The organism is Arthrobacter terricola, assembly GCF_004354015.1.
Taxonomy (GTDB): domain Bacteria; phylum Actinomycetota; class Actinomycetes; order Actinomycetales; family Micrococcaceae; genus Arthrobacter; species Arthrobacter terricola.
Genome location: NZ_SMRU01000002.1, coordinates 248849 through 262706, shown reverse-complemented (window position 1 = coordinate 262706; position 13858 = coordinate 248849). Strand labels below are relative to the sequence as shown.

Annotated in this window: 9 protein-coding genes; 6 read left to right on the top strand and 3 right to left on the bottom strand. The window is 64.5% G+C overall.

What is annotated here, in order from left to right:
• The first annotated feature begins 123 nt into the window (after positions 1-123).
• Positions 124-1392: a DUF4192 domain-containing protein gene (locus tag E1809_RS02915; RefSeq protein ID WP_133202712.1), complete on the top strand. Its 1269-nt coding sequence runs from the start codon at positions 124-126 to the stop codon at positions 1390-1392.
• A 300-nt stretch (positions 1393-1692) separates the two neighbouring features.
• On the top strand, positions 1693-3009 hold the full coding sequence (locus tag E1809_RS02910; RefSeq protein WP_133202711.1) for an RNA polymerase sigma factor: 1317 nt from the start codon (positions 1693-1695) through the stop codon (positions 3007-3009).
• 339 nt (positions 3010-3348) lie between these two features.
• Here E1809_RS02910 and E1809_RS02905 read toward each other — a convergent pair whose 3' ends face one another.
• The gene (locus E1809_RS02905; protein ID WP_133202710.1) at positions 3349-3570 is read right to left on the bottom strand and encodes a DUF7455 domain-containing protein; all 222 of its coding nucleotides are present in this window, start codon (positions 3568-3570) and stop codon (positions 3349-3351) included.
• Positions 3571-3792: 222 nt separating this feature from the next.
• Here E1809_RS02905 and E1809_RS02900 point away from each other — a divergent pair, with 222 nt between their 5' ends.
• On the top strand, positions 3793-5901 hold the full coding sequence (locus tag E1809_RS02900; RefSeq protein ID WP_133202709.1) for a DNA gyrase/topoisomerase IV subunit B: 2109 nt from the start codon (positions 3793-3795) through the stop codon (positions 5899-5901).
• Positions 5902-5991: 90 nt separating this feature from the next.
• Here E1809_RS02900 and E1809_RS02895 read toward each other — a convergent pair whose 3' ends face one another.
• Entirely contained in the window at positions 5992-6981 is a 990-nt protein-coding gene (locus E1809_RS02895) for a M56 family metallopeptidase (RefSeq protein WP_133202708.1), read from the bottom strand.
• 6 nt (positions 6982-6987) lie between these two features.
• Positions 6988-7374 carry a BlaI/MecI/CopY family transcriptional regulator gene (locus tag E1809_RS02890; protein ID WP_133202707.1) on the bottom strand — a complete coding sequence of 129 codons (387 nt, stop codon included), beginning with the start codon at positions 7372-7374 and terminating at the stop codon, positions 6988-6990.
• A gap of 274 nt (positions 7375-7648) precedes the next feature.
• On the opposite strand from E1809_RS02890, the gene E1809_RS02885 reads away from it, so the two are divergent.
• From E1809_RS02885 to cydD, 3 genes are read left to right on the top strand one after another with little or no spacing between them, the layout of a single operon-like run.
• The gene (locus E1809_RS02885; RefSeq protein WP_133202706.1) at positions 7649-9250 is read left to right on the top strand and encodes a cytochrome ubiquinol oxidase subunit I; all 1602 of its coding nucleotides are present in this window, start codon (positions 7649-7651) and stop codon (positions 9248-9250) included.
• Between the two features lie 20 nt (positions 9251-9270).
• Positions 9271-10362 (top strand): cytochrome d ubiquinol oxidase subunit II, encoded by a 1092-nt coding sequence (gene cydB, locus E1809_RS02880; protein ID WP_133202705.1) that lies wholly within the window; start codon positions 9271-9273, stop codon positions 10360-10362.
• A 3-nt stretch (positions 10363-10365) separates the two neighbouring features.
• Positions 10366-13854, top strand: coding sequence for a thiol reductant ABC exporter subunit CydD (cydD, locus tag E1809_RS02875; RefSeq protein WP_133202704.1), 3489 nt, complete (start codon positions 10366-10368; stop codon positions 13852-13854).
• Positions 13855-13858 lie beyond the last annotated feature (4 nt).

The window sequence follows — 13858 nt, the reverse complement described above, 5'->3', positions numbered from 1 at the left end:
GTTGCCGTTCGGCCGCGCGCGGCTGGCTTGCGCTTTTCCTCCACACCACCGCGTTTTCTGACTTTGTCCACATAGGGCAATCGGGGACTGACGGCAGCGGTGTTCGTTTCGGATGCTGGAACCATGACAACAGACAACCGCGTGACTATTGCCCGGGCAGAGGACATCCTGGGCTTCATTCCACACGTTCTGGGGCGCTGGCCCAAGGAGAGCCTCGTGGCTCTTACTTTGCGCGGCCGGATACTCGGTGCCACGCTTCGCGTGGACCTTCCGAGCGACACTTCCGACGACGTACTCCAGGCCTACACGCGGAAGATCACTGAGTACCTTGAAACCGACCACGAAGCTGACGGCGCACTCCTTGCGGTCTTTACAGATGATGGCTGGGACGAGGGTACGGTCGTCCGCCGACATCGTCCAGTACTGGAAGCCCTTGAGCTGAGCCTTGCCCGCCACGGCCTGCCCTTGCGGGATGCCTGGCTGATCGGTGCCGAATTCTGGCGCAGCGCATTCTGCAATGACGAGGAATGCTGTCCCTCTCCCGGACGCCCGATAGACGAGATCCGCGACAGCAGGCTCAACGCGGAGATGGTCTTCCGAGGCAGCAACGTGAACACGCCCCCTCTCCACGGACCGGGGGAGCAGCCAGCAAATAATCCGGAGTTCATGGCGTTGGAAGAGGAAGCGCTTGAGGCCATGATGAAAATCTGGCAGGACGAGAAAGCTTTCGAAGATGTCCTGGATGCCTGGACGCTTGTCCTCGATGCCGGCGTATCCGAACATTTGGAAGCCGATATTGCGGTGTTCCTTCGTGCGTCCCTTCGCGTTCCTGCCTGGCGTGACGCAGTAGTTGTCCTGGCCGCTGCCGGTCGGAGTGCGGCCCGCGGGGGTGCCCAGGCCTTCAGGTTCTTCCAGAACCAAGGCGAAGACGGCGAGCCGCTGGCCATTCCTCCGGCACTGCGTCCCTTGCCGGCGTCGACCGGGAATGCCCCTCGCACACCCGGATTGCCGCACACCTCGACGGCCGCCCGCGGTCCGAAGCGCTCCCGGACGGTTGATATAGACGCATTGCGTTACGGAGAGGTGCTTCTGGGGACATATCCCGAGAGTCCCTTGTGGCACCGTTTGACTACCCTGGACCAGGCTCTCGCGGTCCTAGCCAGGCATGGTGGCGGTGAGGCGCGGGCAGCTGCACTCACTCTTCGGGGATGGATCCAGTGGTGCCGGGGCAGCGGCTCGTTCGCGGTCGAGTTCCTGTCGCAGGCTGACCTCGAACATCCCGGCTACCGTTTGGCCGAGCTTCTCAATGAGGTGGTGCGGCGTGGAACTGTATGCGGGTGGGCCAAGAAACAGGCATCCGCATGGCCGAAGTTTGGTGGGGCCGTCGCGTGACTGGCGGGTTGGCCCGCCGTTCCCGACGACGAATCCAACGCGACACCATGGCCCGCAAGGCGACCGCTAACGACGCCGGGAAGGCAAAACCGTGAGACAATGGATGCCGAGACCCGGTTGGGTCCGCGTTTTAAGTGTTCGAAGTGTCCTCTGTTTCAGGGAACAATAAGGCGTCACCGGGAGTTTTACCTAAAGACTCTGCGGTCGGCGATGGCACTTGATGGTGATCGCGGACTTGACAGGGTCATAGTGGTGTTACCCCCATGGTGATTCCACAGACCGCCGCTAGAAAGGTTTTCTGTGACCCCGTCTCCCGCCGAGAAGGAACCCGCCGCCCAGGCTGAATTGACCGCCGAAGAGAAGCAGGCGGCGACCACTGCAAAGCGTGCGGCAACACGTGTTGCCGGAACTTCGTCTGCAGGTGCAGACAAGCCGGCACCCAAGAAGCGCGGGCCCAAGCCCGGCGCCAAGGCCGCTGCCGAAGCCGCCAACAAGTCGGCCGGCGTCGACGACGACTCCGAAGATGATGAGGACGTCGAGGAGGATTTCGACTCCGTCACTCCGGACGAAGCGGAACTCACCGAGGAAGTCGAAGAGGCGGACGAAAGCGAAGAAACCAAGAAGCCGGCTGCCAGCGGTTCCGGTTTCGTCTACTCCGACGCCGACGACGACGACGCTCCCGTCCAGCAGGTCATGTCGGCTGGCGCCACGGCGGACCCCGTCAAGGACTATCTGAAGCAGATCGGCAAGGTCGCCTTGTTGAACGCGGAGCAGGAAGTCGACCTCGCCCTCCGCATCGAAGCCGGTCTCTTCGCTGAAGAGAAGATCAACGCCGACGACGGATCGATGGATGCCAAGCTCAAGCGCGAGCTGGAATTCATCATCCACGACGGCAAGCGGGCCAAGAACCACCTCCTCGAAGCCAACCTGCGCCTCGTGGTGTCCCTGGCCAAGCGCTACACCGGACGCGGAATGCTGTTCCTGGACCTCATCCAGGAAGGCAACCTGGGCCTGATCCGTGCGGTCGAGAAGTTCGACTACACCAAGGGCTTCAAGTTCTCCACCTACGCCACGTGGTGGATCCGCCAGGCCATTACCCGTGCCATGGCAGACCAAGCCCGCACCATCCGCATCCCCGTGCACATGGTGGAAGTCATCAACAAGCTGGCCCGCGTCCAGCGGCAGATGCTTCAGGACCTTGGCCGCGAACCTACGCCTGAAGAGCTCGCCCTCGAGCTGGACATGACGCCTGAAAAGGTCGTCGAAGTCCAGAAGTACGGACGTGAGCCCATCTCCCTGCACACCCCGCTTGGTGAAGACGGCGACTCCGAGTTCGGTGACCTCATCGAAGACTCCGAGGCCGTCGTTCCTGCCGACGCGGTGAGCTTCACCTTGCTGCAGGAGCAGTTGCACTCCGTTCTGGACACGCTCTCCGAGCGCGAAGCGGGCGTGGTTGCGATGCGCTTCGGCCTCACGGACGGCCAGCCGAAGACTTTAGACGAAATCGGCAAGGTCTACGGAGTCACCCGCGAACGTATTCGTCAGATCGAATCGAAGACGATGTCCAAGCTGCGCCACCCCTCGCGGTCGCAGGTTCTGCGGGACTACCTCGACTAAAGCAACACCGGCGCGTCCCCATGGGCATGCGTAGGTGATCCGGGCCCCCGGACGAACTGAGAGCAATCCAGATCGTCCGGGGGTTCTTTGCGTCCAAGCGTTTATTGTTTCCAGGGTCTCTTTGGTTTCAGGGCCCCTTTGCGCTGTGCCCGGCCCGGGGGCGGTGCATCTAGCCATGGCCTGCTGCTTGCCTATGAAAACGGCTTGCCTGCGCAAATGGCTTGCCTATACAAAAGCGGCTGGACCCTCTCCATCCGGAGGGGGTCCAGCCGCATTGCTGCAAACTTGTCGCTGTGAGGTTGTGTCAGCCAGACAATCGTCCTGGCAAGCCGCGAACGGCTAGTCTGCCAGGACGGCTTCCTTCTCCTGAAGGCGGCTGGTTTCGTCGTGCCAGTCCGAGGCCAGGGGACGCAGTTTGGCTTCAACTGCACGGGCGTGGTGGCCACAGAAAAGCAGCTCGCCGCCGGAGGACTCGAGTACAACGCGGACATATGCCTGGGCCCCGCAACGGTCGCACCGGTCGAGTGCATTGAGTGTGCGGTCTGCAACTGCTGTTGTCATGTTCGGCCTCCTTAGTAGTTCTGTGTACCCATATAACCAGCATTCGAACCAAAACCATGGCAAAGACGGGTCACGTTCGCTGTCCGCGTATCACATCTAGGTAACACGGGGAAGTGGCGTCCAGCACGGTTGGGAGTGGCAGCACGCCTCATGGTCTTCATGCCACTAACCTAGGAGGAGCTTTGTTTTACCCGTGTTACACCCCGAAGGAGCGCCCAGCCCGTGGCACCGAGTTCTGAATACAACGCCCGGCACCTTTCAGTCCTGGAAGGCCTGGAAGCGGTCCGCAAGCGCCCGGGCATGTATATCGGATCCACCGACTCCCGTGGACTCATGCATTGCCTTTGGGAAATCATCGACAACTCGGTGGACGAAGCGCTTGCGGGGTTCGGGCACGATATCCAGATCATCCTGCACGCGGACAACTCGGTGGAAATCCACGACGACGGCCGCGGCATTCCCGTGGACGTCGAACCGAAAACGGGACTCACCGGCGTCGAAGTGGTCTTCACCAAGCTGCACGCCGGCGGTAAGTTCGGCGGCGGGTCCTACACCGCGTCGGGCGGCCTCCACGGCGTCGGCGCTTCAGTGGTCAATGCACTCTCGTCCCGGCTCGATGTGCAGGTGGACCGTGGAGGCAAGACCTACCAAATGTCGTTCCGGCGTGGCGAGCCGGGCCGGTTCAAGGACACGTCACCCAAGCCGAGCCCAAGTTCCGTGTTCGAACCGTTCGTCGAGAACTCTGTCCTGGACGTCGTCGGAAAGGCCAAGCGGGGCGTGACCGGAACCCGGATCCGGTACTGGGCGGACCGCCAGATCTTCACTCCCGACGCGAAGTTCTCCTACGAGGATCTGACAGCGCGTGCACGCCAGACATCGTTCCTGGTGCCCGGCCTCAAGCTCACAGTGCGCGATGAGCGCCGGCTTCACGGCACGCCCGGTGAAGCCGGGCCGCACGAAGAGGTTTTCCACCACGACGGCGGCATTTCCGAGTTCGTCGACTTCCTTGCGGTCGACGCCGGAGTCACCGATGTCTGGCGGCTCCATGGGGCCGGCAAATTCAAGGAAACAGTACCGGTGCTGGACGAAAACGGCCATAGCAAGATCGCCGACGTCGAACGCGACTGCGAAGTGGACATCGCCCTCCGGTGGGGGATCGGCTACGAAACCACCACGCGCAGCTTCGTCAACATCATCGCCACGCCCAAAGGCGGAACCCACCAGTCCGGCTTCGAACAAGCGCTCCTGAAAACGTTCCGCAAAGCAGTGGAAACCAATGCCCGTAAGCTCAAGGCCGGCAACGACAAGATCGAAAAGGACGACATCCTCGCCGGCTTGACTGCGGTCTTGACGGTCCGCTTGGCCGAACCCCAGTTCGAAGGCCAGACCAAGGAAATCCTGGGCACATCCGCGGTCAGGGGAATTGTCGCCAAGGTGGTCGAGGAAGAAATCACCGCCCGACTGAACTCGGCCAACCGCAACGACAAAGCCCAGTCCACCCTCCTGCTCGAAAAAATGGTCAGCGAGATGAAGTCGCGCATCTCGGCCCGCGTCCACAAGGAGACGCAGCGCCGGAAGAATGCGCTCGAAACCTCGTCCATGCCGACCAAGCTGGCCGATTGCCGCACCGACGACGTCAAGCGCTCCGAACTGTTCATCGTGGAAGGCGACTCGGCCCTCGGCACGGCCAAGCTGGCACGCTCGTCGGACTTCCAGGCGCTGTTGCCGATCCGAGGGAAAATCCTGAACGTGCAGAAGGCTTCCGTGGGGGACATGCTCTCCAACGCGGAGTGCGCTGCGCTCATCCAGGTGGTGGGCGCAGGTTCGGGTCGAAGCTTCGACATCGACGCTGCACGCTACGGCAAGGTCATCCTGATGACGGACGCAGACGTCGACGGCGCGCACATCCGCACGCTGCTGCTCACCCTGTTTTTCCGGTACATGCGCCCGATGATCGATGAGGGCCGGGTATACGCGGCCGTCCCGCCATTGCACCGTGTCGAGGTCATCAATGCCGGCCAGAAGGCCAACGAGATGATCTACACCTACTCCGAGGCCGAACTCCATGTCCTGCTTGCACGGCTTGCGAAGGAAGGCAAGCGGTACAAGGAACCCATCCAGAGGTACAAGGGCCTCGGCGAAATGGACGCCGAGCAGTTGGCTGAAACCACGATGGATCCGCGGCACCGGACGCTTCGCAAGGTGGGGATCGAAAACGCGAAGCAAGCGGAGGAGATCTTCGACTTGCTCATGGGGTCCGATGTGGCGCCCCGCAAGGACTTCATCATCGCCGGAGCCTCGGAGCTCGACAGGGAACGCATCGACGCCTGACCCCGCGGACCCTGAGCCCGGAGGCCCGGAGGTCCGCAGTCCGGGACGCCCGGAGTCCGGGGATTCTGGCCGCGGGACGCTGGGCAGGCCTCAGCCCAGCAGGCCAGGCACGATCAGTAGTCCGGTCGGTACCGCCAGCAGCAGGGCCGAAGCTGCGAGCACCACGGCGCGCAGCCCGGACGGAAGCGGGGGCTTGGGTGAGAGCAGGCGGCTGACGCGTGACGCCGTCGTGCGCGGCGAGTCGGCACCGCCGGTTCCGCTCATGTTGCGGTCCTCGGACGCCATGCCGGCGGCCCTGGATCCGGGCAAGGCGGCCTCCGCCGGACGGGCAGAGCCGCTGGCAACGATCGCGATCGCCTTGATGAGGGTTACTTTGCTCTCGGTGCGCAGGGCGGCGTCGTCGGCGAGCATCTCGATCAAGGAGTTCACGGCGACCTGGGCGAGCCGGGTGGTGGGGAACCACGGGAGTGCTTGGCGCCAAGCGGCGAACGCCCACAGCAAGAGGTCGTGCCGTTGGCTCAGATGGGCGTTTTCGTGGATCAGGACAGCCCGCAGTTCGTCGGGTTCCAGGGCCGCCATCAAGCCGTCGGACAGCACGGTGACGGAGCGAGCACCACCGGGAAGACAGTACGCCACGGGGGAGTCGTGATTGATGACCACTGTGCCCGGGCCGTCGTCGGACGGCGAGGCGAGAAGCATGAGGAGTTCCCGGTGGCGCCGCCGTTGCCGTTCGATCTTCACATACGTCAGGAGAAGGGTGAAGACGAGGTGGGCGCCAAGGAGCGCCGCCGCGGACAAGGCGAACAAGTGCCAGAAGCCAAGGGCCGTGGTGGGCTCATTGTGGAGCACGATGCCGGTGAGGGCACGCACGCCAGCAATGAGGTTGTCTCCGATCGGCTCAAGTCCGTAGACAAGCATTGCCCCGATCATCGAAAGGCCACCGGCAAGCGCGATCGCCTGCCACAGGACCATTGCCATGAATGGGGCCCGCGCCGGCCATTCCGCGCGCGACAACAGGACTGGAACCGGCCACGCCAGTACCAATGCAAGGACCGCCAAAAAATATGAGGTCCAGAACATGGGTGGTTAGTTTTTACCGAGCAGTTTGCGTAACGTGGCGGCTTCGCTTTCGCTGACGGAACCAATGAACCTGGCCAGCACCGCTTCGCGGTCCGGCGCGGATCCGAGTGCCTCATGCATGAGGTCGGCTGTGTGGTCCGCGCGGCTCGAAACGGCTTGGTAGCGGTGCGGGCGGGTGCCGCGCTCGCGCTCCACGAGGCCCTTCTTCTCGAGGCGGGACAGGACGGTCAGGACCGTGGTGACCGCGAGGTCCTTGCCTTGGTGTCCTGCAATGCCGTCGGTGGCAGCAGAATCCTGTGCCAGGAGGTCGCGAAGTGTATTGGCTGTAGCAGCCCCCTGGCCTGCCCAGAGCAAGTCCATGACTGCCCGTTCCAGTTCACCAAGACTTGCCATCAATGCATCCCTTACTTTCCGCAAGTCCCGCTTTCTCCGCGGGCTGGAGGGAGTGCGACGATCCAACATTCCACGTTCAATCTACCGCTTTTCCGCCCGTGATTCTACGTGAGGTAGAACAAGGCGCGCGGCGTGTCGTTGCGGGTTTGCTACGCCGCTGGAAGAGTGGGGAAAACACTGCCCGGGGTTTGTTCTACACTGTGTAGAACAAATAGTTTCTACGCAGCGTAGAAAATGGACGCCGCGAGCGGGCGGCGGAATGACGAGGACAGCCATGGACGCCTTGGAAATCGCACGTTGGCAATTTGGAATAACGACGGTCTACCACTTCATGATGGTGCCGTTGACAATCGGGCTGGGACTTGTTGTCGCGGTCATCCAGACCCTCTGGTACCGGACTGGCAAGGAGGAGTACCTCCGGATGACCAAGTTCTGGGGCAAGCTCTTCCTCATCAACTTCATCATGGGCGTCGCCACCGGCATCGTGCAGGAATTCCAGTTCGGCATGGCCTGGAGCGAGTACAGCCGCTTCGTTGGCGATGTCTTCGGGGCCCCCTTGGCGTTGGAGGCGCTCCTGGCGTTCTTCGTGGAGTCAACATTCCTTGGGCTCTGGATTTTTGGTTGGAAGCAGCTCAAGCGCGGCGTCCACCTCGCGTGTCTTTGGATCGCAGTGGTCGGTTCCTTCCTCTCCGCCTACTTCATCATCGTGGCCAACTCCTGGATGCAACACCCGGTGGGCGTGCAGATGGTCAACGGACGTCCCGTCATGACCGATGCATGGGCGGTCTTCACAAACAACACAGCCCTGGTTGCCGTGCCCCACACCCTCTTCGGAGCCTTGGCGGTGGCCGGCGGGTTCCTGCTGGGAATCGCCTGGTACCACTTGTGGCGGCGCCGCCACGACGGCATCGACACGGTGGACGCTGACGGACGGGCGGTTGCGGGCGGAGCGAACATTCCCGGCCGGGACAAAGTGGATTACAAAGTGTGGATCCGCTCGCTCCGGATTGGCGCGGTGGTTGCCATGATCTCCTTCGCCGGAACCGCTGTCACCGGCGACCTGCAGGGAAAACTGATGTTCCAACAGCAACCGATGAAAATGGCCGCGGCCGAAGCTGCTTGCCATGACGGCACCGGCTTCTCCGTCCTGAGCGTAGGCAACCTTGGTTCCAAGAACTGCAACGACATCGTCGCCGTCATCGAGGTTCCGGGCCTCCTGTCATTCCTGGCCAAGGGTGACTTCACCACCGAGGTCAAGGGCGTTAATAGCCTGCTGGACGAATACAAAGCCAAGTACGGCACGCACGTGCCGAACGATCCCATCTACGGCGACCGCGCCGGACAGCAAATCCAGTATGTACCCGTCATGGAAGTGACCTACTGGGGCTTCCGGATGATGATCGGATTCGGTGGTCTTGCCGCCTTCGCCGCTTTGCTTGCCTTGTGGGTGACCCGCAAGGGCGTGGTGCCGCAGTCCCGCTGGATCATGCGGCTGGCGGTCTTCGGGATCCTCGCCCCCTTCGGTGCCAACGCGGCCGGGTGGATCTTCACTGAAATGGGACGGCAACCGTTCGTGGTGGCCCCCAACCCGGACGCCAGCGGCATCGACCAGGTCTTCATGTTCACCGCAGCTGCGGTTTCGCCGGGCGTCTCCGCGGGCGAAATCATCACCTCGCTGGTGGTCCTCGGTTCCATCTACGCAGTTCTGCTGGTGGTCGAAGTCCGGCTCTTGGTCAAGTACACAAGGGGCGGCGTAGTCTCCGCGATGCCCGAACTCGCCCAAGCGCATGAAAGCAAGAAGAGGGACGACGACGGCACACCGGGTGCCCCGGGCGAGCCCGGCGGTACCGACGACGTCCTGGCATTCGCCTACTAGGAAGCAGAGGGATCTTTCGAATGGAACTGTTGCCTACTATTTGGTTCATCGCCATCGCCGTCCTCTGGACGGGCTACCTCTTCCTTGAAGGCTTCGACCTCGGCGTCGGAATGCTGATGAAGCTGTTCGCCCGGAACAACACGGACCGGCGTGTGCTCCTCAACACGATCGGTCCCGTGTGGGACGGGAACGAAGTCTGGCTGCTGACCGCCGGTGGCGCTACCTTCGCCGCGTTCCCGCGCTGGTACGCCTCGCTGTTCTCAACCCTTTATCTGCCCCTCCTGCTTGTCCTGGTGGCTTTGATCTTCCGGGCAGTAGCCTTCGAATACCGCGGCAAGGTGGACACCGAGCGCTGGCGCACAGTGTGGGACTGGGCCATCGCCCTGGGCTCGTTCGTCGCGTCCTTCGGTGTGGGCGCGGCCCTCGCGTTGACCACCACCGGCCTTCCGATCAACGCGAACGGCGACCGCCAAGGCGGTCCCTTCTCTTGGTTCAACGGTTACGCCGTGCTTGGCGGCCTCGCTGTTGCGGCGTTCGCGCTGGTGCACTCATTGGCGTTCCTGGCACTCAAGACCGACGGCGAGGTGCGGCACCGCGCGCGCCGCTGGTTCGTCCGCCTGGTACCGTTCGCCCTCCTCCCGTTCCTTGCCTGGATGGTGGCAGTCCAACTGCTTTCGGGCAAGCCATGGACCTGGCTCCTCGTTGTCCTGGGAATCGTGGCCGCCGGCGCTGCCTGGGTCCTTGCCCGCCAAGGATCCGAGGGCAAGGCCTTCGGAGCCCTCGGTGCGTTCCTGGTGTGCGGAACGGCGTCCATCTTTGGAGCGGCTTTCCCGGTGGTCATTCCCTCGGCCGTTGACCCGGCCTTCGACCTCACCGTTTCCAATGCTTCGTCTTCCGCCTACACCCTGGGGCTGATGAGCGTCGTCGCGGCGATCGGCTTGCCGCTCGTGATCGCCTACCAGGCCTGGACCTACTGGGTGTTCCGGCGGCGGGTCAGCGCTGCGCACATTCCGGCCGCGCACGGCTTCCTTCCGGCGATTGCCGCCAAGGTACTGGTCGACAAGGGCGCACCGGGGGCTGCTGGCGGCGCCTCGGCTGGCTCCGGCGAGTAAATCATGAAACCCGAACTGCCCGCCGGTCCGGCCAACCGATCCGCGCTGTACCTCCTCGGCCTGCTCTCGACGCTGAAGGCCCTGTCCCTGATCCTGATCGCCCAGTCCATCGCAGGCATGCTGACCGGACTGGCAGCTGGCTCTACCGGCTGGCGGGAGGGCCTTATCTGGGGCGCTGCGGGTGCGGTCCTGCGATCCTTGACGGTGTGGGGCCAGGGCGTGGCGGCTCGACGGGCGGCGCTGGGAGTCAAGGAGGAGCTGCGCTCGCGGCTTCTTCAGCGCGCCCTCGGCACGGGCGCTGCGGGCAGGGTCGGAGACGTGAACGACGGCGGCCTCGCGGTCCTTGCGACCCGCGGACTTGATGCGCTCGACAACTATTACACCCAGTACCTGCCGGCCTTGGTCAATTGCGCGGCCATACCCCTGCTGCTGGGCGTGCGGATCCTCTTCGCGGACTGGGTCAGCGCAGTGGTGGTGGTCTTGACGCTTCCCTTGGTCCCGTTGTTCATGGTCCTGATCGGCCGCCACACCGAGGACCGCGTCCATGAAGCCCAAGCAACGCTGAGGAGGCTGTCGGGACACATCCTGGAGTTGGCCAAGGGGCTTCCCGTGCTGGTGGGACTGGGTAGGGCACGCGAACAGCGGCAAGCCCTCGAGGACCTCTCTGAGGAATACCGTTCACGGACCATGGGAACCCTGAGGATTGCCTTCATGTCGGCCCTCGCGTTGGAGCTGATCGCCACGATCTCCGTGGCCGTGGTGGCCGTCTTCATCGGCGTCCGCCTCGTCGCTGGCGACATGGGGCTCGAAGCCGGAATGCTGGCCCTCATCCTGGCACCGGATTGCTACCTTCCGCTGCGCGAGTTGGGGACCGCCCATCACGCCAGCGACGACGGACGTGAGGCACTGAGCGCCGCCAACTCTGTCTTGGACGCGCCGGCGGGACGGGAACTCAGCGCTTCGGACAGTGGAAGCACGAACCGGACGGACGGCGTCGTGGTCAGTGGACTATCGGTGACATACGCAGGGAGGGAAGTTGCCGCCGTCGGGCCCGTGGACTTCCACGCGCCGGCGGGGGAGATCACCGCCCTGGACGGCCGGAGCGGTTCCGGTAAGAGCACGATCCTGGGCGTCCTGGCGGGCACGATCGCCGACGGGCCGCAGGCCGGCATCAGCGGTTCCGTTGCGGGACTCGGTATCGGCGCCGTCGCGTGGGTTCCGCAGCATCCGGTCATGGTGGCCGACACGGTGCTCGATGAAGTCACCCTGTACCTCAACGGCGGCAGGACGGCGTTTTCGTCCGAGGACGGGCCGTCGACGCAGGCGCCGGGGACGGCCGTCGCGATGGATTGCCTGCGGCGCGCAGCGGCGGACCACTTGGCGTCCAAGCATCCTGCCGAGCTGAGTCCCGGCGAATTGCGAAGAGTGGCCATCGCCCGTGCTTTGGCGCGCCTCAACGCGGGCGCGACGATCCTGCTCCTTGATGAACCGACCGCGCACCTTGATGCCGCCTCCGCCGAGGCGATCCGGGAAACGCTCGCAGGGCTCCGCGGAGCGGCTACCGTCATTCTGGTCGCGCACGACGCCGGCACGAGGAGACTTGCCGACCACATCGTGGAGCTCGACGGCGGTACGGCGAAGGCCGCAGGCGTTCGGGCTGCGGCAGCCAGCGGCCCGCCGGGCACAAGCGATGACGCCGGCACATCCGCGAGCCCGGACGGTAACGCAGCCGAGGAAACGCACCAGCACGGTTCCCGGGAACGGCAAGGAGTCCCTTCGGCACACGGCACCCTCGCCAGCGTGCTCTCTCCCGTCCGGTACAAGTTCGTCGGGGCCGTACTGATCGCGGCGCTCGCGTCCATGTTCGCTGTCGCCTTGTCCGGCCTCTCCGGCTGGCTGATCATCAGAGCAAGCGAGCAACCACCCATCCTGTACTTGCTCGCCGCCATGGTGGGCGTGCGCTTCTTCGGCATCGGCCGGGCGGCACTGCGGTACTGTGAGCGCCTGCTCGTCCATGACGCGGCCTTTGCCGCGATGACGAGGCTGCGCGGCGCACTGTGGGCGGCCCTGAGCGCGCGGGCACTGTCGGTCCGGAGGCTCCTGCAAGGGGGCAATGTGCTCGGGGCGATAGTTGACGACGTCGACACCCTGCGCGATCTCCTGCCCCGCGTTGTGGTGCCGCCGCTCACCGCGCTCGCCGTCGCTGTCTCGGGCGTCGTAGCCACTGCGCTGCTGGTTCCGGAGGCGGTTCCGGCCGTAGTCGCGGCCGCGCTGGTCGGGCTTGTCGTGGCCCCGGCGCTCGCCGTCCTGGCCGACCGGAATTCGGCCCGGGCAGAGCAGGAATTGCGGTCTCTGGTCCTTCATGATGTCGCGTCAGCCCTCGACGCGCGAGCCGAGCTGAGCGCCAACGGAGTGGGCGGTGCGGTTCTGTCGTCGGTGACCCGGCGTGACAACGCCGCAACCGCGGCGGCGCAGCGTTCCGCCTGGGCGGAGGGAGTCGGCCAGGGGGCGACGGTGCTCGCTTGCACTCTCGCGGCCTTGGCGGCGGGCATGCTCGGCGCTTCCCCGGTGCAGTCCGGCACCATCGCACCCGCGGTGCTCGCCGTCGTCGTGCTCTTGCAGTTGGCGCTCGTTGAGCCCTACGGCGCCGTGGTGTCGGCAGTCCGCCAGGCGCCCGCCCTGGCTTCGGTGCTGCGGCGCGTGGCTATCGTCGACACTCCGGCGCAGCCGGCTAGCGCCTCAGACCCCGACGGCGGTGTGCCCGGCGACGGCCTGATCGCCCTGCCCGACCGCCCGGACGGCGCGCCGGGGCTGTTGCTGGATTCCCTCGAAGCGTCGTGGCCGGGAACCGGGCCGGTGTTCAGCGGGCTGAGCGCCGAGGCGGTTCCCGGACGCTGGCTTTCCGTCACCGGTCCGTCCGGCTCGGGCAAGACCACGCTCTTGTCGGTTCTGCTTGGGTTCCTGCCGGCTTCTTCCGGGGCTGCGTACTTGAGCGGGAACGCTGCGTGGTGTCCGCAAGAAGCCCATCTCTTCGACTCCACGATCCGCGGCAATTTGCTGCTCGCCCGCCCGGCCGGCCGCAAGCCGAACGAGGAGGACATGTGGCAGGTCCTTGATGCGGTGGGTCTTTCCGGATTGGTGAAGGGCCTTCCCGCCGGGCTCGATAGCCGTATCGGTCCTTCCGGTTCGTTCCTCAGCGGGGGCGAGCGCCAACGGTTGGCCATGGCCCGCACGCTCCTGAGCGGGGCGACCGTGCTGCTCCTTGATGAGCCCACGGCGCATCTCGACGCCGAAGCCGCGAGCCTCCTCATGGCGGAACTTCGCCAAGGACTTCGGCACGTCACGGTGGTCCTCGTGACGCACAACCCGGCGGACATCAGCCCTGACGACAACCGGCTCGACCTTGCCATGTACAAGCCCGCGGCTGGCGAAAAAACCGCCGACGGCGATGCTCACGTTCACGAGCTCACGGCTCCGGCGCGCTTGCCATAAGCAA

Coding starts and splice junctions, on each gene's coding strand:
- cydB (WP_133202705.1), top strand. CDS start 9,271: ATGGAACTGTTGCCTACTATTTGGTTCATCGCCATCGCCGTCCTCTGG.
- E1809_RS02890 (WP_133202707.1), bottom strand. CDS start 7,374: ATGGCAAGTCTTGGTGAACTGGAACGGGCAGTCATGGACTTGCTCTGG.
- cydD (WP_133202704.1), top strand. CDS start 10,366: ATGAAACCCGAACTGCCCGCCGGTCCGGCCAACCGATCCGCGCTGTAC.
- E1809_RS02885 (WP_133202706.1), top strand. CDS start 7,649: ATGGACGCCTTGGAAATCGCACGTTGGCAATTTGGAATAACGACGGTC.
- E1809_RS02905 (WP_133202710.1), bottom strand. CDS start 3,570: ATGACAACAGCAGTTGCAGACCGCACACTCAATGCACTCGACCGGTGC.
- E1809_RS02915 (WP_133202712.1), top strand. CDS start 124: ATGACAACAGACAACCGCGTGACTATTGCCCGGGCAGAGGACATCCTG.
- E1809_RS02895 (WP_133202708.1), bottom strand. CDS start 6,981: ATGTTCTGGACCTCATATTTTTTGGCGGTCCTTGCATTGGTACTGGCG.